Consider the following 21,838-nt stretch of genomic DNA (forward strand, 5'->3'; position numbering starts at 1 on the left):
TTTGCGTCGGTGGGCAACGGCTAGCATCGTGGCTGATTGAAACTATAGTGACCTTTTAGCCAATCAGTCAGAGATTGACGTCATGCCGTCGATTGATGTGTCTGCCACCGCGAGCCTGCGCAAGCGGGCCCTGAGGGCTGGGTCGTGGAACCTGGTTTCGCAAGTGGCGTCACAGGTGATGCGCCTTGGCGGCAACCTGATCATGGCCCGTTTGCTGCTGCCGGAAATGTTCGGGGTGATGGTCATCGCCACCACCGTTTCGGTACTTCTGCATCTACTGTCCGATGTCGGTCTGCGCCAGAACATCATCCAAAGCCATCGCGGTGACGACCCGCATTTTCTCAATACCGCATGGACCGTGCAGATCATCCGTGGCTTCGTGCTGTTTGCCCTGACGTTGCTGCTGGCCCTGGGCGCCTGGATTGCCCAGCTGGCCGAGCTGTGGCCGGCGGGCTCCACCTATGCCGCACCGGTGTTGCCGTTGGTGCTGGCGGCGACCGGACTGTCGGCGGTGATCTGGGGGTTCCAGTCCACCAAGATAGATGTGGCGGTACGCACTTTCCAGCAGAAGCGCGTGGTGCTGGTCGACCTGGCCTCGCAGGTGGTCGGCCTGGTGGTGATGCTGGTGTTGGGCTACCTGACGCATTCGGTCTGGGCGCTGGTGATTGCCGGCCTGGTGTCGGCCCTGGCCTGGACCCTGCTGGGCCATACCGCCCTGGAGGGGCAAGGCAACCGTCTGCAGTGGGACCGCAGCGCGCTGACCGAACTGATCGTGTTCGGCCGCTGGATCCTGCTGTCGTCGATGGTCGGTGTGCTGGCCATGTACGGCGACCGCTTGTGGTTTGGCGCCAGCATGACGGCGGCCCAACTGGGGGTGTATTCGATCGCCGTGCTTATCCTCGGCGCCGTGCAGACCGCACTGATGAAAATTTTCGGGGCCGTGGCGCTGCCCGCCTTCAGCGAAGCGGCCCGGGCCGACGACAAGGAGCGCCTGAAGGCCCTGTATCACCGCTTCCGTCTGCTGGTCGACCTGCTGGTGCTGTTCATTTGTGGCGGTTTCCTGACCGCCAGCCCGCTGCTGATCGGCTGGATGTACGACGACCGTTACCGTGAAGCCGGCCCGATGCTGGCGATTCTTTCGCTGTCGTTCTTCATGTTGCGCTATACCTTGGCTCATCAGGTATGGATTGCCCTGGGCCTGACCAAGTACCAGGCCATGGACAACATCATTCGCCTGGTTTCGTTGTGGGGGCTGCTGCCACTGTTGCTGGCGATCGGCGGGGTGGAGTGGGCGATCTGGGGGGTTGCCTTGCATACCATGCCAACTCTGGTGCTGATCGTGTACGTGAATTGCAAGCTGGATATCTTCAGCCTCAACCGTGAGCTGGTGGTGCTGCCGATGCTCGCGGTCGGGGCGCTTTGCGGGGCGCTGCTGACAGCCGTTTTCAACTGGCTGTAACGCGGCTTGCCGGGTGAAAACTAAGATACAGGTCACGGGATCATGGGGAAGCTTACTTTCTGTACTAAGCAAGTGGGTCGTAGAGGCTTTCTCCAGAGTTGTGTCTTGCTGGGCGTTGGTGGTGCGCTGTTCGGAGCAACGGCTACCGTTGCCAGCCAACCCGCTGACAAAGCCGAATTCGTGGTAATCAACGGCTGGGTATTGCCGTCCCGTTACTTCCGGAACGACCACGCATGATCAAGGACTATCAGCAGCAGAAGGCGCTGCGCGACAGCTATGATGTCTGCATCATCGGCGCCGGCCCGGCAGGCATCACCCTGGGCTTGCGCCTGGCCGCCGCCGGCTGGAGCGTACTGCTTGCCGAAGGCGGCGGGCGTGAGTTCTCGGCGAACTCGCAAGCCTTGTACGCCTGTGCATCCACCGGCCTGGAGCTGTATGCCAAGGAAGCGCGCTTGCGTTACCTGGGCGGGACCTCCAACCATTGGGCAGGCCGTTGCCGGCCGTTCAGCCCCTCGGACTTCTCCATTCCCCCCCCTGGTGATTTGCCTGGCTGGCCCATTCCCTATTCGGAAATTGCAGGCTACCTGCCAGCTGCGATGGACATCGTCGACCTGCCGCCCGGGTCGGATTTTCACGCGTTGAACAGTGGCCTGGATGGGGGGGACTTCGAGCCGGACCGCTTTCTGCTCAGTCCGCCAACCCGTTTTGCGCAGAAATACGCTACGGCCCTCGAGCAGACCGAAGGCCTGGATGTCTTCATCAACTGCAATTGCGTGAACCTGGAATTTGACCAGGCTTCCGGCCATCTGGCCGCAGTCGTCCTGTCCGATTACGCATGCAATCGCCAGCGCCTGGTGGCGAGAAACTTCATACTGGCCACTGGCGCCATCGAGAATGCCCGGCAACTGCTCAACAGTGAGTCCTTGGTGGCAGCCGGGGTCGTGAGCAAGGACGGGCTGGTCGGCGGGTGCTTCATGGAGCACCTGAACATTGACCTTGGCACCTTCATCCTCAAGTCGGGGCTGGCCGCTGAGCCGCGCGAGTACTACACCACCGATGCCTTCGTTGAAGAATACAAGGCAGGTAAAGGCAATGTCCGGGCCGCCTTGCTGGCCGATGTGCAAACCTATGGTCGTACTGCCGAGGTCAAGCATTTTCTGGAGAACCTGGCCTGTGACATGGGCGTTGCCAGCAAGATCGCCTTCGTGGCCAGCTTCAGTTGCCCCGGTGACGGCGTGATCAGCACCATGATCGAGCAGTTCCCCAACCTGCACAGCCGCATTTCGCTGCTGGATGAGAAGGACGCACTGGGCGTGGCCAAGGTCAATGTCAATTGGGCACTGACCGCAAATGACCGCCACACCATCAAGTGCATTGGTAGCGAATTGGCCAAGCAGTGGGCTGACATGAACCTGGGCTTCGTCAAGCTCAACGATTTCGTTCATGACACTTCGATACCGCTGAAGTTGTCGCCGCATGCCCACCACATGGGGACCACGCGCATGGCATCGTCGGCGCAATTCGGTGTTGTCGACAGCAACTGCAAGGTGTTCGGCACCGAGAACCTTTACGTCGCCGGCAGCAGCATCTTTGCCACGGGTGGCGCTTCCAACCCGACCATGCCGCTGCTGCAGTTTGCGTTACGCCTGGCCGACCACCTCGATGCCAGGATGAGTTCGGCCAGGCACGCCGTGGCGTGATGCAGGTTGTACATGGGTTGAGTGCGCTGCGGTCAGCACCCACAAGAACGAGACCGGATGCGCCTCAGGAACAGTCCAGATTGCTTTGATTGCGAGGCGGGCAGCATGAAAGGATGGATACGCAAGGCAGTGATGCACTATGTCCACGCAACGGGGCGAGGAAGTGCGTTTTACCGGAAGTTTTGCAAACCTTCCGGGCTTGAGTGGGGGGCCTACCTGACGCGCTGGGGCAACTTTCACTCGGTAGGCAGCAACTTCTATGTCAATACAGGCTGCAGGTTCCTGGACCCCTCGCTGGTTCGCATCGGCAACAGTGTGGGCCTGTCCGACTGCACGCTGATCGGTCATGACGGGGTGGTACTGCTGATCGAACATCGCTTCGGCAAGCACCTGGATTCGGTCGGTTTCATCGACATAAAGGACAATTGCTTCATCGGCCATGGTGCGATCGTCATGCCGCGCGTGACCATCGGCCCTGAGTCCATCGTGGCCGCCGGTGCCGTAGTCACCAAGGACGTGCCGCCGGGCACGGTGTTTGGTGGCAACCCCGCAGAGTTCATCTGCACCACCGAGGCGTTGATAAAACGGGTCGAGGCACGTTGCGAAGCCTACCCGTGGATCGAACTGATCAAGCAGCGCAATGGCGCCTATGACCCGCTGCTGGAGCCGCTGCTGATGGCGCAAAGGCGCCAGTATTTCTTCGGGGATGGCAACCATGGCTAGCAAACCTGTGGACGTCATGGTGGTCAACTTCAACACGGCCGGGCTGCTGCAGCCGATGTTCGACGCGCTGCGCCGGGCCGACAGCGAACGGCTGGCCAGTTACCTGGTGGTGGACAACGCCTCGGTCGATGACTCGCTGCAGCGCATGGCCGAGGTGTGCCCGCAGGCGCTGCTGCTGAGCAACAAGCAGAACGTGGGGTTTGGCCGGGCCAACAACCAGCTGCTGGCGCACCTGAAGGGCAAGTACGCCTTGCTGCTGAACACCGACGCTTTCGTCGCCGCCGATTCCCTGCAGAAAACCCTCGACTACATGGAAACCCACCCGGAGTGCGGAGTGCTGGGGGTGCGCCTGGAGGGTCGCGACGGTGACCTGCAGCCCAGTTGCCGCTACTTCCCCACACCGCTCAACGTGTTCGTCGGGCGTACCGGGCTGGGGCGCTTGTTCCCCGGCTTGAAGATGGTCGACGAAATGAACTGGGACCACGCTTCGGTACGCGAGTGCGACTGGCTGCCTGGCTGCTTCTACCTGGTGCGCCGCGAAGTGCTCGACCAGGTAGGCCTGTTCGACCCGCGTTACTTTCTTTATTACGAGGAGGTCGACCACTGCAAGCGGGTGAAGGCGGCAGGCTGGAAGGTGGTGTTCTACCCGCATACCACGGTGGTGCACATCGGGGGAGAAAGCTCCCGATCGGTGGCCGAACTGGAGGCAGCCAGCCGGCAGATTTCGTCATACCAGATCGAAAGCGAGCTGCTTTACTTTCGCAAGCATCACGGGCTGGCAGGGCTTGCCCTGCACATGCTGCTGGTCACCGTGGGCGACCTGGTGCTGGCTCTGAAGGCGCTGTTGAAACGACGCGGCCGGGGCGCGATACAGGCCTGCTGGCGTCACTGCCGGGCGACCTGGTCTCTGCTGTTCAAGACCCGTTACGCCAGCCAACCGACAAGGTAGGTGTAGCCATGTTCGAGAATGTACGTGCCGACCTGCGTGCCCATGGCGGTGACTGGGGCGCCCAGGGCTTCTGGGTACTGCTGGTGTACCGCTTCGGCCGCTGGCGCTACGGGGTGCGCCCGGCATTGCTGCGCAAGCTGTTTTCGCTCATCTACAAGGTCCTGTTCAAGTTCGTGCAGATCATCACGGGTGTGGAGCTGCCGTGCGAAGTGGTGATCGGCCGCAACTTCGTCATCGACCATTTTGGCGGCATCGTCATCAGCGGCTATGCCCGCTTTGGCGATGACTGCCGTATTCGCAATGGGGTGGTGGTGGGCCTGAAGAACGTCAGCGAGCCGATAGCACCGGTGTTCGGCAACAACGTCGATATCGGTACCGGGGCCAAGGTGCTGGGTAGCATCCGTATCGGCAACGACGTGATCATCGGGGCCAATGCCGTTGTACTGGTGGATGTGCCGGACAATTCGCTGGCGGTGGGGGTGCCGGCCATCATCAAGGCCAGGCAGCCGGCCGCCAAGGCGCCTGTCGAGTGAGGCCCATGGCGAGCGGGGTCGGTGTGGTGGTGATTGGCCGCAACGAAGGCCAGCGCCTGCAGCGTTGCCTGCTTTCGCTGCAGCAGGGGGCGGACAAGGTCATGTACGTCGACTCGGGCTCCACCGATGGCTCACCGCACTTGGCCCGCAGCCTGGGGGTAGAGGTACTGGCGCTGGACATGGGCACCCCGTTCACTGCCGCACGCGCCCGCAACGAAGGCTTTTTTGCCTTGCAGCGGCGGCTGCCGTCCATGCAACTGGTGCAGTTCGTCGATGGCGACTGCGAGGTGGATGGCGGCTGGCTGGCCGCGGCGCAAGCGTTTCTCGACGACCATCCCGACGTTGCAGTGGTGTGTGGCCGCCGACGCGAGCGCTTCCCCCAGCGGTCGGTGTACAACCTGTTGTGCGACCTGGAGTGGGACACCCCCATCGGCGAAGCCAAGGCGTGTGGTGGCGATGCTCTGATGCGGGTCGATGCCTTTGCCGCCGTCGGCGGCTTTCGCCCCGAGCTGATCGCTGGAGAAGAGCCCGAACTGTGCGTGCGCCTGCGGGCAAAGGGTTGGAAAGTCTGGCGCCTGGACGCCGAGATGACCCTGCACGACGCCGCCATGACCCGTTTCAGCCAATGGTGGCGGCGTAGCCTGCGCGCTGGCCACGCCTATGCCGAAGGGGCTTACCTGCATGGTCAGCCGCCCGAGCGGCACTGGCTGCGCGAATCGCGCCGGGCCTGGCTGTGGGGGCTGGTCATCCCCATGGGGATCGTGCTGGCCTGGCTGTTGCTGGGGGGCTGGAGCCTGCTGCTGCTGTTAGTCTACCCACTGCAGGCCGTACGCCTGGCCCGCCGTGGTGGCAAGTCGGTGCGGGAGAACTGGCTACAGGCGGTGTTCCTGGTATTGGGCAAGTTTCCGGAAATGCTCGGGCAACTGAAATTCTTGCGCCACCGCATCGCGGCCGGCAAATCGACGTTGATCGAGTACAAGTGAAAGATCACCCAGCCCTTTGCGGCGTGCTGTCGCGCAGAGAACTGAGTTGGCAAGCAGTCCGCGCACCCTGTGGGAGCGGCTTCAGCCTGTCCCACAGGACCCATGCTAATTCAATGAGTTATGTGCAGTTCCATGAGAAAGAGGCCCATGATGCTCGGCATGATCGTGAAAAGCGTGTTTACCTTGCAACCGGGCTACTCGTTGCGGGCGCTGAACAACAAGCGCAAGTTGACGCTGCAGATTGCCAGGCAATGGCCCGAGCTGAATGCGTTCCTGCATCGCATGAAGGCGACGCTGGGCGCGCAAGGTTTGCAGCGGCTGGGGGTGGATTGCATCGGTGTCGTGCAGTGGCCTTACCTCAGCAAATGCTGGGAAGCCCCGCAACGCCTCGAGGTGCTGGCTTCGCACTTCGAAGTGCTGGCCGGGCAGTTTCCGGCGCTGTTGCTGCTGGGGCGGGATGAAAGCCTGACGCTGTGCGAGCTGTCCAGCCATTCGCCGGGCTGCCGCCTGGTACTGGACCGGCCGATCTGGTTCAAGCGCGAAGGCGAGTTGGTATTGAACCTGTTCCAGGGCGACCTGCGCGTGGCATCCCTGGCGTTCAGCCTGTGCCGCAGCCAGGGCGAACTGTGCCTGTTCATCGGTGCCGTGCAGGGCATCCACAAGGGTATCGACAGCGAAACCTCACTGGCCATCTACCGCGACCTGACCAAGGATTTCGAAGGGCTGCGCCCACGCAGCCTGCTGATCGAGGCCTTGAAGTGCCTGGCCAGGACCCTGGGCGTGACACATCTGTATGCCGTCAGTGATGCCTGCCGCCATCATCGGCACGCGTATTTTGGCAATGACAAAGGCCAGGACCTGGCGGCCAACTATGACGCGATCTGGCTGGAACACGGTGCTACCGCATCGAACCATGCCGACTTCTTCGCCCTTTCGCTGGCTGCGGCACGGCGGGCGGAACAGGACATCCCGGCAAAAAAGCGGGCAATGTACCGCCGCCGCCAGGCATTGCTCGACGACGTTTTCGCGCGCTTGCAAGCCATGTTGCCAGGCAGCGGCCACAACCTTGGGCTACAAGGTGAACAGGGGGATGCATCTGACGAGGTGGCATCGGCGGGTCGCCGGCCGCCGATAGTCGACAGCCTGAAGTAACGGCCGGCCCTGCCGCGGCAGGCATGAAGGTTCACTACGCGGGTCTTGATCTGGATTCCTATGCGCATTGCCTACTTCATAAACCAGTACCCGAAGGTAAGCCACAGTTTCATCCGCCGCGAGATCCTGGCGCTGGAGCGCCAGGGGGTAGAGGTGCAGCGTATTGCCCTGCGCGGGTGGGACGCCGAGCTGCAGGACGCCGAGGATGCGAGCGAACGGACCAGGACCCGCTATGTGCTGCAGCGTGGCGTCAAGGGTTTGCTGGCGCCGGCCTGGCAAGTGTTGCGCGCACAGCCGCGCCGGTTCTTCCGGGCGCTGTGGCTGGCCATGCGCCTTGGTCTGCGGGCCGACCGCGCCTGGCCCTACCATCTGGTCTACCTGGCCGAGGCCTGCCAGGTACTGCAGTGGTTGCAGGCAGGCCAGGCAAACCATGTGCACGCACATTTCGGTACCAACTCCACAGAGGTGGTGATGCTGGCCAACGTGCTGGGCGGGCCAGCCTACAGCTTTACCGTGCACGGGCCGGAAGAGTTCGACAAGCCGCAGTTCCTGCACATGGGCGAGAAGGTGCGGCGTGCCGCATTTGTTGCGGCGGTCAGCTCGTACGGGCGCAGCCAGTTGTTTCGCTGGGTCGCACACGACCACTGGGCCAAGGTGAAGGTGGTGCATTGCGGCCTCGAGCGCAGTTTCCATGAGGTGGCGCCGGTCAGCGTGCCCACGGCACCACGCCTGGTGTGCGTCGGCCGCCTGTGCGAGCAGAAAGGCCAGTTGCTGTTGCTCGAAGCCGCCCGGCTACTGGCTGCGCGGTCGATCACCTTCGAGCTGGTGCTGGCCGGCGACGGCGAGATGCGTGGGCAGATCGAGGCGTTGATTGCACGGCATGGCTTGCAGCAGCAGGTGCGCATCACCGGCTGGATCAGCAGCGCACAGGTGCGCGAGGAAATCCTTGCGGCGCGTGCGCTGGTGCTGCCCAGCTTTGCCGAAGGTTTGCCAGTAGTCATCATGGAGGCCATGGCCTTGCGCCGGCCAGTGCTGACCACCTATGTGGCAGGCATTCCAGAGCTGGTGCGGCCGGCCGAGAACGGCTGGTTGTTCCCTGCCGGCGCCGTGGACGAACTGGCGGCGGCCATGGCCGACTGCCTGGCGCAACCTGCCGAAACGCTGCAGCGCATGGGCGAGGCGGCACGCCAGCGTGTACTGCAACGGCACGACATCGATACCGAAGCGGCCAGGCTGGCCAGCTATTTCAAGGCATCCGCATGATGAGTGTATTGGCTTGGACGTTGGGCATGCTGGCGGCCATCGCCCTGTTGCCGGTGCTGCTGCTGTTGGTGCAGGTGCTGATGGCCTGCCTGCCTGCGCGCGCGCAGCCGTTGGGCAACAACGCTCGTCCGCAGGTGGCAGTGCTGGTGCCAGCCCATGACGAGGCTTCGACGATTGCTGCCGCGCTGGCGAGCATTGCCCCGCAGTTGCGCCCTGGCGACCGCTTGCTGGTGGTGGCGGACAACTGCACGGACGACACCGCGCAACTGGCGCGCGAGGCGGGTGCCGAAGTGGTGGAGCGCCGCGATGCGCGGTTGCGCGGCAAGGGCTACGCACTGGACTTTGGCGTGCGCCACCTGGCCAGCCAGCCGCCCGAAGTGGTGATCGTGGTGGATGCCGACTGCCAGGTGGGCGAGGGGGCAATCGAGCGCCTGGCGCGGCGCTGCCACGAGGTCGCGCGCCCGGTGCAGGCGCTGTACCTGATGCACGCACCGGCAGGGGCCGGGCTGACAGTGCAGGTTGCCGAGTTCGCCTGGCGGGTCAAGAACCTGGTGCGCCCGCGTGGTTGGGCACGCCTGGGCCTGCCTTGCCAGTTGATGGGCGCCGGCATGGCGTTCGGCTGGCGTGACCTGGCCTTGATCGACCTGGCCAACGGGCACCTGGTGGAGGACGTGAAGCTGGGCCTGGACCTTTGCCAGCAGGGCAAGCCTCCAGTGTTCTGCCCCGAGGCCGTGGTAAGCAGCCGGTTCCCTGCCAGTCGGCAAGGCCTGGGTAGCCAGCGCACCCGCTGGGAGCATGGGCACCTGAGCCTGATGCTGGCCGATGCGCCCAGGCGTGCGCTGGCCGCAGTCAACCAGCGTAACGGCAGCTTGCTGGCCATGACCCTGGACCTGCTGGTGCCGCCCCTGGCGTTGCTGGTACTGAGCCTGCTCGGGCTCAACCTGGTGGCCTGGCTGGCATACCTGCTGTTCGGGCTGGCGGCACCTGCCTGGATCGCTCTTTGCGCGTTGGCATTGCTCGGTCTTGCCGTTGCACTGGCCTGGGCGCGCTTCTGTCGCGAGCTGATTCCGTTTTCCGTGCTGCTGTATGCGCCGTTTTACGCCGCAAGGAAGGTCCCCTTGTATCTGGGGTTCCTGATCAAGCGCCAGGTTGAATGGGTACGTTCGAAACGGGATGAAGACTGATGGCTGAATGGCAGAAACGCTGGAACACCCTTGTCGGCAAGCTCGAGGTGGTGGCGGATGCCACTGCCGCGCAGCGCCTGCTGGACAGGCTCACCGCCCCGCAGGCTCCGACCGTGCTGGGCTTCGTCAATGCCCATGCAATGAACCTGGTGGTTCGCGATGGCGCCTGCCACCAGGCGTTGTCGGCGGCCGACGTGCTACTGCGCGACGGTTCCGGCATGGCGATTCTGTATCGCCGGTTGGGGCTTGAACCAGGCCTCAACATGAATGGCACCGACTTCATTCCTCGGCTCCTGGCCGCCTACCGTGGGCGGCGGGTCGCGTTCTGGGGCACCCGGCAACCCTACCTCGACCAGGCCGTGCAGCGCAGCGCAACCAGGTTCGGGGTGGTACCGGTGTCGGTCCACGATGGTTTTGCCAGCGTCGATACCTATCTGCAACTGGCCAGCGAGCTACAACCGGAGCTGATCGTGCTGGGCATGGGCATGCCCAGGCAGGAGGTTGTGGCGGCAAGGCTGGCGGCCACTGGCGCGCCTTGCCTGATCGTGTGCGGTGGCGCGATCCTGGACTTCCTCGGTGGCAAGGTCAGCCGGGCGCCCGTGTGGTTGCGGCGGTTGGGCGGGGAATGGCTATACCGGCTGTTGCGCGAGCCAAAGCGTTTGTTCATGCGCTATGTGGTGGGTAACCCGTTGTTTCTGCTGCGTACCTTGCTGTACCGCCGTGACGGAGGGGCGGCCAGGCACCCCGTCTGAGCGGCAGAATCCGCGCACACTGATGGCGTGTGGCTGCTACAGTGAGATCAAAGGGGCGGGGCTGCAGGATTTCGCTTCACGGGCTTTGCATGAGCCGTTGTCAAGTCTTGCTGGTTTGTGGAAGGCGCTTGCTGCACGCAAATTGATGAGGTCTGAAATGGTTCTAGAGCCAAGAAGCAGTCGTTCCTTGTTGCAGAGAAGAAGCAGCGTAAGTAACGCCATTCAGGCCGGCCTAGATGGGATTGCAGTCACCGGTATCGCCTGGTACCTGATCTACGACAAGTTTGGCTACATCACCTCTGATTACGTGATCATGCTGCTGTTGCTGGTGGGCGCCCTGGCAGTCATCTACGACCACTATGCGATCTACCGTACCAATGTCGGCCTTTCCATCAAGGCTTTCCGGCTGTTCAAGGCCTGGTCGGTAACCTTTTGCTTCCTGGTGGTCATGGCCTTCCTGGCCAAACAGAGTGAAACCTATTCGCGGCTGCTGGTCGTGCAGTTGTTCATCATTGGCTACATCGCCCAGTTGTTCCTGCACTTTGCCGTGCGTGAATTGCAAAAGCGCTTCACCGCCCATGCGCGCCTGGACAACGCCCTGATCATCGGCGCCGGCGACCTGGCCAACTTCCTGTACCAGAAAATCAGCAACAACCCTTGGTTCGGCGAGCGTGTGCTGGGGTGCGTGCTGATCGACAGCGCCGATGAGCCGGGGCGCGAAAGCACCGAAGGCAAGCAGCGCATGCCGGTGCTCGGGCATGTTGCCGAACTCGACGATATCGTGGCTCGCCACGGCATCCGCACGGTGTATCTGGTAACCCCGCTGGGCGGTTCCGAGGTCATCAACGACGTGTATCTCAAGTTGCTCGACAAGTGCATTGCGGTGAACTGGGTGCCGGATATTTTCTCGTTGCGCCTGATCAACCACAGCGTACGGGAAATTGCCGGCATTCCCGTACTGACCCTGTCGGAAACGCCGCTGACGGGCATGAGCCTGTTCCTCAAAAACCTCGAGGACAGGGTATTGGCGGCGCTGATCCTGTTGCTTGCATCGCCGGTGTTGCTGGCCATTGCGCTGGCCATCAAGCTCGATAGCCGCGGCCCGGTGTTCTTCCGCCAGGAACGCACCGGCTGGACTGGCGAAGCATTTCGCATCTGGAAGTTCAGGAGCATGCATGTCCATCAGCCGGAAGAGGGCGTGGTGAGGCAGGCGCAGAGAAATGACCCGCGGCTGACCCGTGTCGGCGCCTTCATTCGCCGCACCAGCCTGGATGAACTGCCGCAGTTGTTCAATGTGCTGACCGGGGAGATGTCGCTGGTCGGCCCGCGGCCGCATGCGTTGCAACATGACACGTTGTATTCGCAGGACATCGTCGATTACTTTGCCCGCCACAATATCAAGCCTGGCATGACCGGCCTGGCGCAGGTGCGCGGTTTCAGGGGCGAGACCAGGGATATCGAGCAGATGATCCAGCGGGTGGACTCGGACATCGAGTACATCAACAACTGGTCGTTGTGGCTGGATTTCGTGATTCTGGTGCGCACACTCAGCGCCTTTACCGGCAAGCAGGCCTACTGACACAGCACTGTCGGTAAAGGAGCAAATTTCGTATGCACCCTGCGCACCCTGTGGGAGCGGGTTTACCCGCGAAGAATCCAACACGGTGCATGGCACCGGCTGTGCCGGTGTTCGCGGCTAAAGCCGCTCTCACAGGGTCCCTGCCCATTCAATGAGTCACTCGTAATTCCATGAAAGTGTGCAAGCGCTCTTGGCTGGCCTAGTCCTTGTTCAGCGGGTGCAGCTCCCTGAACCCCCGCGCTTCCTCCACCAGCCAGTCATGCACCGCCCGCGCCCCCGGCTGGTTCAGCCCACCCGGCGGGTAATGCACCACATAGCGCTTGTGATTGGCGATCGGCACCCCGAACGGCACGATCAGTGCCCCGCGCTCCAGTTCGTCGTTGAGCAGCGTGCGCCGGGCAATCGCCACGCCAATGCCGGCAATCGCCGCCTCGATGGTGAGGTGGTTGCGATTGAAGGTGTGCCCGCGCCGTACATCCAGGCCGGCGGCGCCTATGCCCTCCAGGTAGAACTCCCATTCGGCATATTCCGAACTGCCGCGCCAGGCCGTGATGTCGTGCAGCAGCGGGTAGTGGGCAAGGTCTGCCGGCCCGTGCAGTGGTGGGCGCCCACGCAGCAAGGTGGGGGAGCACACGGGGAAGATCTGCTCGTCCAGCAGCGGCGTCGAGAGCATGCCGGGGTAGCTGCCATCGTTCAGGTCGATGGCCAGGTCGAAATCGCCCGGGGTCAACGCCTGGGCACTGTCTTCGGCCACCAGGCGCAGTTCGATGTCCGGGTAGCGTTGTTGAAAGCGCGGCAGGCGAGGCGTGAGCCATTTGGCCAGGAACGACGGGATCGAGCGCAGGCGCAAGGTGCCGCGGATTTCCCCTGCGTCCAGGCGCAGCAGTTCGGCTTCGATGCTGCCGTAGGCTTCGGTCACTGTCTGCGCCAGGCGTTGCCCTTCAGCGCTCAGTTCCACGCCGCGCGCCCGGCGCAGGAACAGCCGATAGCCCAGGCGCTCCTCCAGCTGGCGCATCTGTTGGCTGACGGCGCCCGGAGTGATGTGCAGCTCTTCGGCACAGCGGGTGAAAGACAAGTGCCGGGCCGCACAGGCGAACACGTGTAGCCAGACGAAGGTCTGGCCATTGAGTTGACGTCGCATCGTTTAGTACCACTAAAGCCTTGCTTAGGAAGTTTCGTTGGTCATCCATGAGCCAGCGCGGCAGTATCGCGCAAAATCGCAATACCGCTCAATTTTTCCAGATAACCGTGCCGCGGCTTCATACCCGGGTACGGTCAGGCATTAGCATGGCTATCAGTGTTTTCGACCTTTTCAAAATCGGCATCGGGCCGTCCAGTTCCCACACCGTCGGCCCGATGCGGGCGGCGGCTACCTTTGCCCAGGCCCTGCGCGAACAGGGGCTGCTGGCCCGGGCAAGCCGTGTCGAGGTGCGGTTGTACGGCTCGCTGTCGGCCACCGGGGTTGGTCACGCCACCGATCGCGCCTGCCTGCTTGGCCTCATGGGGCAATGGCCCGACCGTATCGACCCGGCCACCATCGAGTCGCGCATTGGCCAGGTGATGCAGGAGCACTGCCTGATGCTCGATGGCAGCCACCCGCTGGCGTTCGAGTACAGCCGCGACATGCTGCTGCTCGACGAGAACTTGCCGTACCACCCCAATGCCATGAGCCTGGAAGCCATGGACGGGCAGGGCAGCCTGTTGCGCCAGACCTACTATTCGGTGGGCGGTGGCTTTATCGTCGAGCAAGCCGAGATTGATGCGCCAGCAGTCGAAGCGAATGCTGTGGCGCTGCCGTACGAGTTCGACAGTGCTGCGCAGTTGCTGGCCTTGTGCAAGACCCATGGCTTGAGCGTGGCGCAGCTGATGATGGCCAACGAATGTGCATGGCGCCCAGAGGCCGAGGTGCGCGAGGGCCTGCTGCGAATCTGGGGCGCCATGCGTGAGTGCGTCGACAATGGCCTGCGCAACGAAGGCATCCTGCCGGGCGGGTTGCACGTCAAGCGCCGCGCCGCGCGGCTGCATCGCAGCCTGCAGGAGCTGGGCAAGCCCAACGTGATCGGTTCCACCCTCAGCGCCATGGAATGGGTCAACCTGTTCGCCCTGGCGGTGAATGAAGAGAACGCCGCCGGCGGGCGCATGGTCACGGCGCCTACCAACGGTGCGGCAGGCATCATCCCGGCGGTGCTGCACTACTACATGAAGTTCAACCCGGGCGCGTGCGACGCGGACGTGGTGGACTTCCTGCTGGCGGCAGCGGCGGTCGGCATCCTGTGCAAGAAGAACGCGTCGATTTCCGGGGCCGAGGTTGGTTGCCAGGGCGAGGTGGGCTCGGCCTGTTCGATGGCCGCTGCCGGCCTGGCCCAGGTGCTGGGCGCTACGCCGCCGCAATTGGAAAATGCCGCCGAGATTGCCCTGGAACACAACCTTGGGCTGACCTGCGACCCGGTGGGTGGCCTAGTGCAGGTGCCGTGCATCGAGCGCAACGCGATTGCTGCGGTGAAAGCGATCAACGCGGTGCAGATGGCGCTGCGGGGGGATGGCGAGCACTTCATCTCGCTCGACCGGGTGATCCGCACCATGCGTGATACCGGGGCGGACATGCATGCCAACTACAAGGAGACTTCGCGCGGTGGCCTGGCCGTTGCCTTCGTCGAATGCTGACGCGGTCAACTGCAGGAGCGGCCTTGTGTCGCGAAAGGGCTGCGAAGCAGCCCCAGCGATTTCAGCTTGAATACCTGCATCTGGGGCCGCTCCGCGCCCCATCGCGACACAAGGCCGCGCCTACATGTGCCAGTGAGGCTTTAGCGGGCTTTCTGCTTCGCTTCCAGGAAGCTCGCGCGCATGTCCTTGGCCCAGCCATCCAGCACCGGCTTGACGTCGTTCAGGGTCAGTTGCGTGGTCTTGTTCTCCAGTTCCTGCCCCGTGCCCTTGCGCACGACCTGGGCCAGCACTTTCTGGCTGGCACCATCGAGGAACGCCGCCTCCACGCCGACATCAACCTCCTGGTCCCGGCCGCCCATGGCGGTGTTCACACCGGCTGAAATCAGCGCGATGGGGATGACCTCATAGGGCTTGAGGCCCTCGTTGCTGGTGGACACTGCAGTAATGGCCGGGCGCACCACGATCACGCCCGGGCCGGGGCCCTTGGCCAGCGGTACCACGCTGCCCATTTCACGGCGCAGCGCTTCGTTGAAGTAGCGGGTGATTTCCTGCAGCGTCTGCGCCGAGATGACCGCCGTCGGCTGCGGCCTGGGGTAGAACTGGCTGGGCTCGATGAACACCTGGCTGTACTGGTTGACGTTGATCTTGGGGTCGATCCAGCGCATCACCGGGTCACCCGACGGGCTCTTGGTTTCCTGCAGCCGGCTGTAATCCTTGAGGAAGCCGGAGTAGTCCTTCGGGTCCACGCGATTGCTGGAGCAGGCGGCAATGGTAAGCAGTGCGGCGCACAACAGGGTAATGCGGGGCAATGATTTCATGATGAAAAGGCATCCATGATAGGTCGGCCAGAACAACGCTAGCAGGTGCGCGACAGTTGGCCAGTGGGCTGGTTCAATCTGTAATGGGAATTGGCTGCGGTAATGTTCCCAGGCGCGCAAATTCCTACAGTGTCTTGGGACCTCGCTGGCTTTCCAGTTTCTGCCACCCTTGGAAAACTATGCCCGTTAAGGGTATGGTTGGGGGCCGGTGATGGAAATTTTCAAGCGCAAGGATTTCGCGCGTTGGCAAGCCGCTCACAGGCTCAGCGATGAAGTGCTGTGTAAAGCAGTGGACGAGATGTGCAGGGGCCTGGTCGATGCGAGCCTGGGTGGTGAGTTGTTCAAAAAACGCGTGGCAGCGCATGGTGCGGGAAAGCGCGGCGGTTATCGAACCCTTCTTTCCGCCCGCATTGGCAATCGATGTGTTTTCCTGCATGGCTTTGCCAAAAGTGACAAGGCAAATATCACCTTGGAGGAACAGAAAGCGCTGCGATTCGCTGGCAAAGTCTTTCTGGATTTATCACCGCTAGCGCTCTGCCGGGCGTTGCAGGCGGGTGTGCTGATGGAGGTATGTTGTGAGCAGCAAACTGATTGAATCGTTACGCGAGGACCTTGTCGCTCTGCACGAGGCCGGAGCGATCGGCAAGGTCACGCTTCGGGATTACGAAGCGCTATGCCCTGCACCAGTGCGAGATTTCAGCGCACTGGACATACGCCGTTTGCGCGAGGCACTCAACTTCAGCCAGCCGGTCTTTGCGATGCATTTGCACACGAGCGCATCGACAGTGCGCAAATGGGAGCAGGGCGAGACACGCCCATCGGGACCGGCTTTGAAGCTGCTGAATATCATTAAAAACAAAGGGTTACAGGTTCTTCTTTGAGTCCTTTGTTTGATTTTTTGAAAGTCCTTTAAAAACAGTGAATTACGGAATTTTTTGAAAATTTTCATTTAACTTCCGATTCGCAGGCAAGCCTGCTGCCACGTCAACCCAGCACCTCCCGCAATCGATACCACAACATCCCCAGCGCCAGCAGCGGCGAGCGTAATGCCTTGCCGCCGGGGAAGGTCAGGTGTGGCACGGCGCTGAACACGTCCAGCCCCTGGCTGTGGCCGAGGGCGATGCTTTCGGCCAACAGTTTCGCCGTCCAGTGCGTCACGTTCAGCCCATGCCCGGAATAGCCCTGGGCGTAGTAAACGTTGGGGTGCTGGCTTAGGCGCCCGACCTGAGGGAAGCGATTGGCGGTGATGCCGATCATGCCGCCCCACTGGTAGTCGATACGCACGTTGGCCAGCTGCGGGAACACCTTCAGCACCTTGGGCCGCATGTAGGCGGCGATGTCCTTGGGGTCGCGGCCGGAATAGTGGCAGGCGCCGCCGAACAGCAGGCGCCGGTCTGCCGTCAGGCGGTAGTAGTCCAGGCCGACTTTCTGGTCGCACAGCGCCATGTTCTGCGGGATCAGGCTGTTGGCCAGTGACTCGGGCAATGGCTCGGTAGCCACCACGTAGCTGCCGGCCGGCAGCACCTTGCCGCTCAGGCGTGGTTCCAGTTCATCGAGGTGGGCGTTGCAGCCCAGCACCAAGCTGCCTGCCCGCACCTTGCCACGAGCCGTGTGCAGGGTCACGCGGGGGCCATGCTCGATGCGCAGCACCGGGCTCTGCTCGAAGATGCGTACGCCCAGCCCTTGGGCGGCGCGGGCTTCGCCCTGGACCAGATCAAGCGGGTGCAGGTGGCCCGAGCCCATGTCCACCAGGCCGCCGGCGTACTGGTCGCTGGCGACGATTTCATGCAGCTGGTCGGCACTGACCAGGCGGGTTTCGGGGCGATAACCGAGTGCGGCCAGGTCGTCCTGTTCGTCCTTGAAGGCGGCGAACTGGGCAGGGGTGTTGGCCAGTTCGCAGAAGCCCCAGCGCAGGTCGCAGGCAATGCCGTACCGGGCGATGCGGCTGGCCACCAGCGCTACCGAATCGATGCCGGCCTGTTTCAGGTACTGCACGCCGTCCTGGCCGACATGCCGGGCAAAGCCGCTGACGTCATGGCCGATGCCGCGAATCAGCTGGCCGCCGTTGCGGCCGCTGGCGCCCCAGCCGATGCGCCGGCCTTCAAGCAGCACCACCGAGAGCCCGCGTTCGGCCAGTTCCAGGGCGGTATTGACCCCGGTCAGCCCGCCGCCGACCACGCACACATCGGCGCTCAGTTCGCCGTCCAGGCTGGGGTAGGGTGCCGCATCGCGTGCCGTCGCGGCATAGTACGAAGCGGTGTGTTGAGTAGTGAATGACATGGGCGCTCTCGACTCAGCGGTTGGACTTGATCTTGCTCCAGGAGCGGGTCATGACGCGCATGATCTTCGGGCTTGGCGTGCTGGAAATGTACAGCTTGTCCAGCACATCCTGGGGAGGGTAGATCTCGGGGTTGTTCACCAGCGACGCGTCCATGTAGGCCTGGGCGTCGGGATTGGCGTTGGCATAGCCGACCGTGGCGCTGACCTTGGCGATCACCTTGGGATCGAGCAGGTAGTTGATGAACGCCAAGGCCTGTTCAGGGTTGTTGGCGTCCTTGGGGATGGCCAGCAGGTCGAACCACAGGTTGCTGCCCTCCTTGGGGATGCTGTAGGCGACTTTCACGCCGTTTTTCGCCTCCACGGCTCGGTTGGCGGCCTGGAACACGTCGCCGGAATAGCCGAAGGCCACGCAGACATCGCCATTGGCCAGGTCGGAAACGTACTTGGAGGAGTGGAAGTAGGTGATATAGGGGCGCAGTTCGAGCAGGCGGGCTTCCGCCTTGGCGTAGTCGGCCGGTTTTTCGCTGCGCGGGTCCATGCCCAGGTAGTTGAGAACGGCTGGGAACAGTTCGTCGGGCGAGTCCATGAACGCCACGCCGCACTGCTTGAGCTTTTTCAGGTTCTCGGGCTCGAACAGCACTGCCCATGAATCGATGTGGTCGACGCCCAGGGCCGCCTTGACCTTGTCGATGTTGTAGCCGATCCCGTTGGTACCCCAGAGGTAGGGTACGGCGTACTGGTTGCCCGGGTCGTTCTGTTCAAGCTGCTTGAGCAGCTTGGGGTCCAGGTGCTGCCAGTTCGGTAGCTTGCTGCGGTCAAGCGGCAGGAAGGCGCCGGCCTGGGCCTGGCGTGCGAGGAAGTGGTTGGATGGCACTACCACGTCATAGCCGGTGCGCCCGGCCAGCAGCTTGCCTTCGAGGGTCTCGTTGGAGTCGAACACGTCATAGACCACCTTGATCCCGCTGCTGGCCTGGAAGTCGGCCACGGTGGTGTCACCGATATAGTCGGTCCAGTTGTACACGCTGACCGAGGGAGTGGCCTGGGTGTTGGTGGCGAACAGCAGGGTGAATGCGGCGGGGATCAGGGCTTGCAGATGACGCATGGGGACACCTCGTTGGTATTGTTCTTGGCGTTCAGTGTGTTGGGGCTGCTCCCACAGGTGACTAAACCTTGTACGAGCAGCCTTGTGCTGCGAAGAGGCCGGCAGGGCAAAAGACCTACTGTGGCGGTACTGGCCCCTTCGCAGCACAAGGCTGCTCCTACAGGTCCAGTGCATGCCCTGGAAGGTGATTACACGCTCAGCATCAGGAATTCGCGCTCCCACGAGCTGATAACGCGCTTGTAGTTCTCATGCTCGGCGCGCTTGACCGCCACGTAACCCTGGACGAACTGCTTGCCCAGGTACTGCTGCACGGTCTCGCAGTCTTCCATGTGCTGCAGGGCGTCTTCGATGGTGATCGGCAGGCGCAGGTTGCGCCGCTCGTAGGCGCGGCCCTGCACCGGTGCGCTGGGCTCGATGCGCTCGACCATGCCCAGGTAGCCGCACAGCAGGCTGGCGGCGATGGCCAGGTACGGGTTGGCATCGGCGCCCGGCAGGCGGTTTTCCACGCGCATCGCTTCGGGGCTGGAGGTAGGCACGCGCAGGCCGGCGGTGCGGTTTTCTTCACCCCACTCGACGTTCACCGGTGCCGAGGTGTCCGGCAGGAAGCGGCGGAACGAGTTGACGTTGGGCGCGAACATCGGCAGCAGCTTGGGGATGTACTTCTGCAAACCACCGATGTGGTGCAGGAACAGCTGGCTCATGCTGCCGTCTTCATTGGCGAAGATCGGCTTGCCGGTGGCGATGTCGACCACGCTCTGGTGCAGGTGCATGGCACTGCCGGGCTCGTCGGTGATCGGTTTGGCCATGAAGGTGGCGGCCACGTTGTGCTTGAGCGCAGCTTCACGCATGGTGCGCTTGAACACGGTGATCTGGTCGGCCAGGTCCAGGGCGTCGCCGTGACGGAAGTTGATCTCCATCTGCGCCGGGCCGTCTTCATGGATCAGCGTGTCCAGGTCCAGGCCCTGGATCTCGCACCAGTCGTAGACGTCTTCGAACAGCGGGTCGAATTCGTTGGCGGCATCGATCGAGAACGACTGGCGACCGCTTTCGGCACGGCCGGAACGCCCCAGCGGCACTTGCAGTGGCAGGTCCGGGTCTTCGCAGCGCTGGGTCAGGTAGAACTCCATCTCCGGTGCCACGATCGGTTGCCAGCCTTTGTCGGCATACAGCTTGAGCACTTTCTTCAGCACGTTGCGCGGCGACAGCTCGATGGGGTTGCCTTGCTTGTCGAAGGTGTCGTGGATCACGATCGCGGTCGGCTCGATCGCCCACGGGATCTGGTACACCGCGCTCGGGTCTGGGCGGCAGACCATGTCGATGTCGGCGGCATCGAGCAGGTTGTAGTAGATGTCATCGTCGACGTAGTCGCCGGTGACTGTCTGCAGCAGCACGCTCTCGGGCAGGCGCATGCCACGCTCGTGGAGAAACTTGGCGGTGGGGGCGATCTTGCCGCGGGCGATACCGGTCAGGTCGCTGATCACGCATTCGACTTCGGTGATCCGGTGTTCTTTCAGCCAGGTGGACAGCTGATCGAAGGGGGCGTTCATACAGACCTCTTGGTTGGGTTTTAGTGTGGGAGCAAGCGTGCCAAGCGTAAACCGGTGAACGGTTTCGAAGGCGTCCCGCTTCCCAGGTGACGCGCTGGAGACTATCTTGCTCGCAGCCCGCATGGCTGATCTATCCACTTTCTCCGGCAATGAATGCACCAAAAGAGTGCGACTAGGACCGAGCGTGACAACCGCCAATGCCCTGCAAGTCCAGGCTTTCCACACCACCGACGTGACCGAACAAGTACGTGCCACCCCTGGCTGGCAGCAGCAGTACCGGCAGATGTCGCCTGGGCATTTCAGCGGTGAACTGCGTTGCCTTGGGCTTGACGGGGTGGAGGTGTACGAGGAGCGGCTGAACACCCGGGTGGAGCAGTTTTTCCGCGCACCCAGCGGTTCGCTGGCGTTCTGCTTCGACCGCAGCGAAAACAGCCTGTATCTGTTGAACGAGCAGAGCCGCAACATCTGGATCACCCCGGAGAACTACCAGGAAGTGGCGGTCGTGTTCGACCAGGCTTTCCTGGCCCGTCATGGGCTTGACCCGCAGCGCCTGGAAGGGTTGTTCATGGTGCCGCTGGGCAGTGGGCAGAATGCGTTGTTCGGCAGTTGGCTGAGCGCGACACTGACCCGCCTGGGCGAGGCCGATTGCCCGCTGCAGGGGCAGGCCCTGGCGGAGCAGCTGCTGGAGGACTGCCTGTTCATCCTCGACAACGCCTGCCAGCGCCTGCAGGGCGTGGCGTTGGGCCGGCGTGACGAGGAACGGGCGATCATGCGCCGGGTGAGCGAGTGGGCGGCCGACTGCCCGGAGGAGACGCTTAACCTGGTGGAGCTGGCGGATGTTGCCGGGGTTTCCTTGCGTCAGTTGCAGCAAGCCTTCAAGGCGTTTACCGGCATGCCGCCGGCGCACTGGTTGCGCCTGCGCCGGCTGAACGGTGCGCGGCGCGATCTGCTGCATGGCGGTGAAGTGACCGTGGCCGAGGTGGCGATGCGTTGGTCGTTCTGGCATTTGGGAAGGTTTTCAGAGAGTTACCGGCAGTTGTTCAAGGAGTTTCCCAGTGAGACCTTGAAGCGGGGCAGGGGCTGAGTCTGGTGGTGTAGCTTGATGGTGTAACTGCTCCTACAGGATCGCCTCAATGCAGGCATCGTGAGG

General features: G+C 62.8%; 20 protein-coding genes. 15 read left to right on the plus strand and 5 right to left on the minus strand.

Features of this window, described 5'->3' with window-relative positions:
- Positions 1 to 82: 82 nt before the first annotated feature.
- The 11 genes from V3314_RS15675 to V3314_RS15725 all read left to right on the plus strand — a co-directional run bounded on the left by V3314_RS15675 (position 83) and on the right by V3314_RS15725 (position 12,277).
- Complete coding sequence (locus V3314_RS15675) at positions 83 to 1,459, plus strand: oligosaccharide flippase family protein (protein WP_338459237.1); 1,377 nt, start codon at positions 83 to 85, stop codon at positions 1,457 to 1,459.
- A 233-nt stretch (positions 1,460 to 1,692) separates the two neighbouring features.
- A complete protein-coding gene (locus V3314_RS15680) occupies positions 1,693 to 3,159 on the plus strand; it encodes a GMC family oxidoreductase (RefSeq protein ID WP_338459238.1) in 1,467 nt (488 codons plus the stop codon).
- 105 nt (positions 3,160 to 3,264) lie between these two features.
- The gene (locus tag V3314_RS15685; protein ID WP_196173919.1) at positions 3,265 to 3,882 is read left to right on the plus strand and encodes an acyltransferase; all 618 of its coding nucleotides are present in this window, start codon (positions 3,265 to 3,267) and stop codon (positions 3,880 to 3,882) included.
- A complete protein-coding gene (locus tag V3314_RS15690; RefSeq protein WP_046614241.1) occupies positions 3,875 to 4,831 on the plus strand; it encodes a glycosyltransferase family 2 protein in 957 nt (318 codons plus the stop codon). Before V3314_RS15685 ends, V3314_RS15690 begins: the two co-directional genes overlap by 8 nt.
- Positions 4,832 to 4,839: 8 nt before the next feature.
- Entirely contained in the window at positions 4,840 to 5,364 is a 525-nt protein-coding gene (locus tag V3314_RS15695) for a serine acetyltransferase (RefSeq protein WP_046614240.1), read from the plus strand.
- Between the two features lie 5 nt (positions 5,365 to 5,369).
- Complete coding sequence (locus V3314_RS15700) at positions 5,370 to 6,347, plus strand: glycosyltransferase (RefSeq protein WP_046614239.1); 978 nt, start codon at positions 5,370 to 5,372, stop codon at positions 6,345 to 6,347.
- 147 nt (positions 6,348 to 6,494) lie between these two features.
- Positions 6,495 to 7,499 (plus strand): VirK/YbjX family protein, encoded by a 1,005-nt coding sequence (locus V3314_RS15705; protein WP_046614238.1) that lies wholly within the window; start codon positions 6,495 to 6,497, stop codon positions 7,497 to 7,499.
- A gap of 60 nt (positions 7,500 to 7,559) precedes the next feature.
- A complete protein-coding gene (locus V3314_RS15710) occupies positions 7,560 to 8,762 on the plus strand; it encodes a glycosyltransferase (protein ID WP_046614237.1) in 1,203 nt (400 codons plus the stop codon).
- The gene (locus tag V3314_RS15715) at positions 8,759 to 9,946 is read left to right on the plus strand and encodes a glycosyltransferase family 2 protein (RefSeq protein ID WP_046614236.1); all 1,188 of its coding nucleotides are present in this window, start codon (positions 8,759 to 8,761) and stop codon (positions 9,944 to 9,946) included. The genes V3314_RS15710 and V3314_RS15715 overlap by 4 nt, the downstream gene beginning before the upstream one ends.
- Complete coding sequence (locus tag V3314_RS15720; RefSeq protein WP_046614235.1) at positions 9,946 to 10,698, plus strand: WecB/TagA/CpsF family glycosyltransferase; 753 nt, start codon at positions 9,946 to 9,948, stop codon at positions 10,696 to 10,698. Before V3314_RS15715 ends, V3314_RS15720 begins: the two co-directional genes overlap by 1 nt.
- A 157-nt stretch (positions 10,699 to 10,855) precedes the next feature.
- Positions 10,856 to 12,277 (plus strand): undecaprenyl-phosphate glucose phosphotransferase, encoded by a 1,422-nt coding sequence (locus V3314_RS15725; RefSeq protein ID WP_046614234.1) that lies wholly within the window; start codon positions 10,856 to 10,858, stop codon positions 12,275 to 12,277.
- A 199-nt stretch (positions 12,278 to 12,476) separates the two neighbouring features.
- Here V3314_RS15725 and V3314_RS15730 read toward each other — a convergent pair whose 3' ends face one another.
- A complete protein-coding gene (locus V3314_RS15730) occupies positions 12,477 to 13,418 on the minus strand; it encodes a LysR substrate-binding domain-containing protein (protein WP_075046970.1) in 942 nt (313 codons plus the stop codon).
- Between the two features lie 146 nt (positions 13,419 to 13,564).
- Between V3314_RS15730 and V3314_RS15735 the strand changes: the two genes are divergently transcribed.
- Positions 13,565 to 14,941 carry an L-serine ammonia-lyase gene (locus V3314_RS15735; protein ID WP_085598874.1) on the plus strand — a complete coding sequence of 459 codons (1,377 nt, stop codon included), beginning with the start codon at positions 13,565 to 13,567 and terminating at the stop codon, positions 14,939 to 14,941.
- Positions 14,942 to 15,081: 140 nt separating this feature from the next.
- On the opposite strand, the gene V3314_RS15740 is transcribed toward V3314_RS15735, so the two are convergent.
- On the minus strand, positions 15,082 to 15,759 hold the full coding sequence (locus V3314_RS15740) for a DUF3313 domain-containing protein (RefSeq protein ID WP_046614231.1): 678 nt from the start codon (positions 15,757 to 15,759) through the stop codon (positions 15,082 to 15,084).
- A 208-nt stretch (positions 15,760 to 15,967) separates the two neighbouring features.
- Here V3314_RS15740 and V3314_RS15745 point away from each other — a divergent pair, with 208 nt between their 5' ends.
- Positions 15,968 to 16,354 (plus strand): type II toxin-antitoxin system RelE/ParE family toxin, encoded by a 387-nt coding sequence (locus V3314_RS15745; protein ID WP_135001946.1) that lies wholly within the window; start codon positions 15,968 to 15,970, stop codon positions 16,352 to 16,354.
- On the plus strand, positions 16,335 to 16,640 hold the full coding sequence (locus V3314_RS15750; protein WP_003260255.1) for a DNA-binding transcriptional regulator: 306 nt from the start codon (positions 16,335 to 16,337) through the stop codon (positions 16,638 to 16,640). Before V3314_RS15745 ends, V3314_RS15750 begins: the two co-directional genes overlap by 20 nt.
- 103 nt (positions 16,641 to 16,743) lie before the next feature.
- On the opposite strand, the gene V3314_RS15755 is transcribed toward V3314_RS15750, so the two are convergent.
- From V3314_RS15755 to V3314_RS15765, 3 genes are all read right to left on the minus strand, one after another.
- Positions 16,744 to 18,039 carry an FAD-binding oxidoreductase gene (locus tag V3314_RS15755; protein WP_046614229.1) on the minus strand — a complete coding sequence of 432 codons (1,296 nt, stop codon included), beginning with the start codon at positions 18,037 to 18,039 and terminating at the stop codon, positions 16,744 to 16,746.
- A 13-nt stretch (positions 18,040 to 18,052) separates the two neighbouring features.
- On the minus strand, positions 18,053 to 19,141 hold the full coding sequence (locus V3314_RS15760; RefSeq protein WP_046614228.1) for a polyamine ABC transporter substrate-binding protein: 1,089 nt from the start codon (positions 19,139 to 19,141) through the stop codon (positions 18,053 to 18,055).
- A 188-nt stretch (positions 19,142 to 19,329) separates the two neighbouring features.
- Complete coding sequence (locus V3314_RS15765; RefSeq protein ID WP_046614227.1) at positions 19,330 to 20,688, minus strand: glutamine synthetase family protein; 1,359 nt, start codon at positions 20,686 to 20,688, stop codon at positions 19,330 to 19,332.
- 184 nt (positions 20,689 to 20,872) lie between these two features.
- On the opposite strand from V3314_RS15765, the gene V3314_RS15770 reads away from it, so the two are divergent.
- The gene (locus V3314_RS15770) at positions 20,873 to 21,772 is read left to right on the plus strand and encodes a helix-turn-helix domain-containing protein (protein WP_322492743.1); all 900 of its coding nucleotides are present in this window, start codon (positions 20,873 to 20,875) and stop codon (positions 21,770 to 21,772) included.
- The last annotated feature ends 66 nt before the right edge of the window (positions 21,773 to 21,838 follow it).

Source organism: Pseudomonas sp. TE3-3-F2023, from assembly GCF_036784815.1.
Classification (GTDB): Bacteria; Pseudomonadota; Gammaproteobacteria; order Pseudomonadales; family Pseudomonadaceae; genus Aquipseudomonas; species Aquipseudomonas pudica.

Bases quoted from the DNA above. Each gene is read 5' to 3' on its own strand.
- V3314_RS15715 (WP_046614236.1), top strand. From the start codon at position 8,759: ATGATGAGTGTATTGGCTTGGACGTTGGGCATGCTGGCGGCCATCGCC.
- V3314_RS15720 (WP_046614235.1), top strand. From the start codon at position 9,946: ATGGCTGAATGGCAGAAACGCTGGAACACCCTTGTCGGCAAGCTCGAG.
- V3314_RS15705 (WP_046614238.1), top strand. From the start codon at position 6,495: ATGATGCTCGGCATGATCGTGAAAAGCGTGTTTACCTTGCAACCGGGC.
- V3314_RS15695 (WP_046614240.1), top strand. From the start codon at position 4,840: ATGTTCGAGAATGTACGTGCCGACCTGCGTGCCCATGGCGGTGACTGG.
- V3314_RS15725 (WP_046614234.1), top strand. From the start codon at position 10,856: ATGGTTCTAGAGCCAAGAAGCAGTCGTTCCTTGTTGCAGAGAAGAAGC.
- V3314_RS15680 (WP_338459238.1), top strand. From the start codon at position 1,693: ATGATCAAGGACTATCAGCAGCAGAAGGCGCTGCGCGACAGCTATGAT.
- V3314_RS15690 (WP_046614241.1), top strand. From the start codon at position 3,875: ATGGCTAGCAAACCTGTGGACGTCATGGTGGTCAACTTCAACACGGCC.
- V3314_RS15755 (WP_046614229.1), bottom strand. From the start codon at position 18,039: ATGTCATTCACTACTCAACACACCGCTTCGTACTATGCCGCGACGGCA.
- V3314_RS15675 (WP_338459237.1), top strand. From the start codon at position 83: ATGCCGTCGATTGATGTGTCTGCCACCGCGAGCCTGCGCAAGCGGGCC.
- V3314_RS15740 (WP_046614231.1), bottom strand. From the start codon at position 15,759: ATGAAATCATTGCCCCGCATTACCCTGTTGTGCGCCGCACTGCTTACC.
- V3314_RS15710 (WP_046614237.1), top strand. From the start codon at position 7,560: ATGCGCATTGCCTACTTCATAAACCAGTACCCGAAGGTAAGCCACAGT.
- V3314_RS15735 (WP_085598874.1), top strand. From the start codon at position 13,565: ATGGCTATCAGTGTTTTCGACCTTTTCAAAATCGGCATCGGGCCGTCC.
- V3314_RS15700 (WP_046614239.1), top strand. From the start codon at position 5,370: ATGGCGAGCGGGGTCGGTGTGGTGGTGATTGGCCGCAACGAAGGCCAG.
- V3314_RS15765 (WP_046614227.1), bottom strand. From the start codon at position 20,688: ATGAACGCCCCCTTCGATCAGCTGTCCACCTGGCTGAAAGAACACCGG.
- V3314_RS15760 (WP_046614228.1), bottom strand. From the start codon at position 19,141: ATGCGTCATCTGCAAGCCCTGATCCCCGCCGCATTCACCCTGCTGTTC.
- V3314_RS15730 (WP_075046970.1), bottom strand. From the start codon at position 13,418: ATGCGACGTCAACTCAATGGCCAGACCTTCGTCTGGCTACACGTGTTC.
- V3314_RS15685 (WP_196173919.1), top strand. From the start codon at position 3,265: ATGAAAGGATGGATACGCAAGGCAGTGATGCACTATGTCCACGCAACG.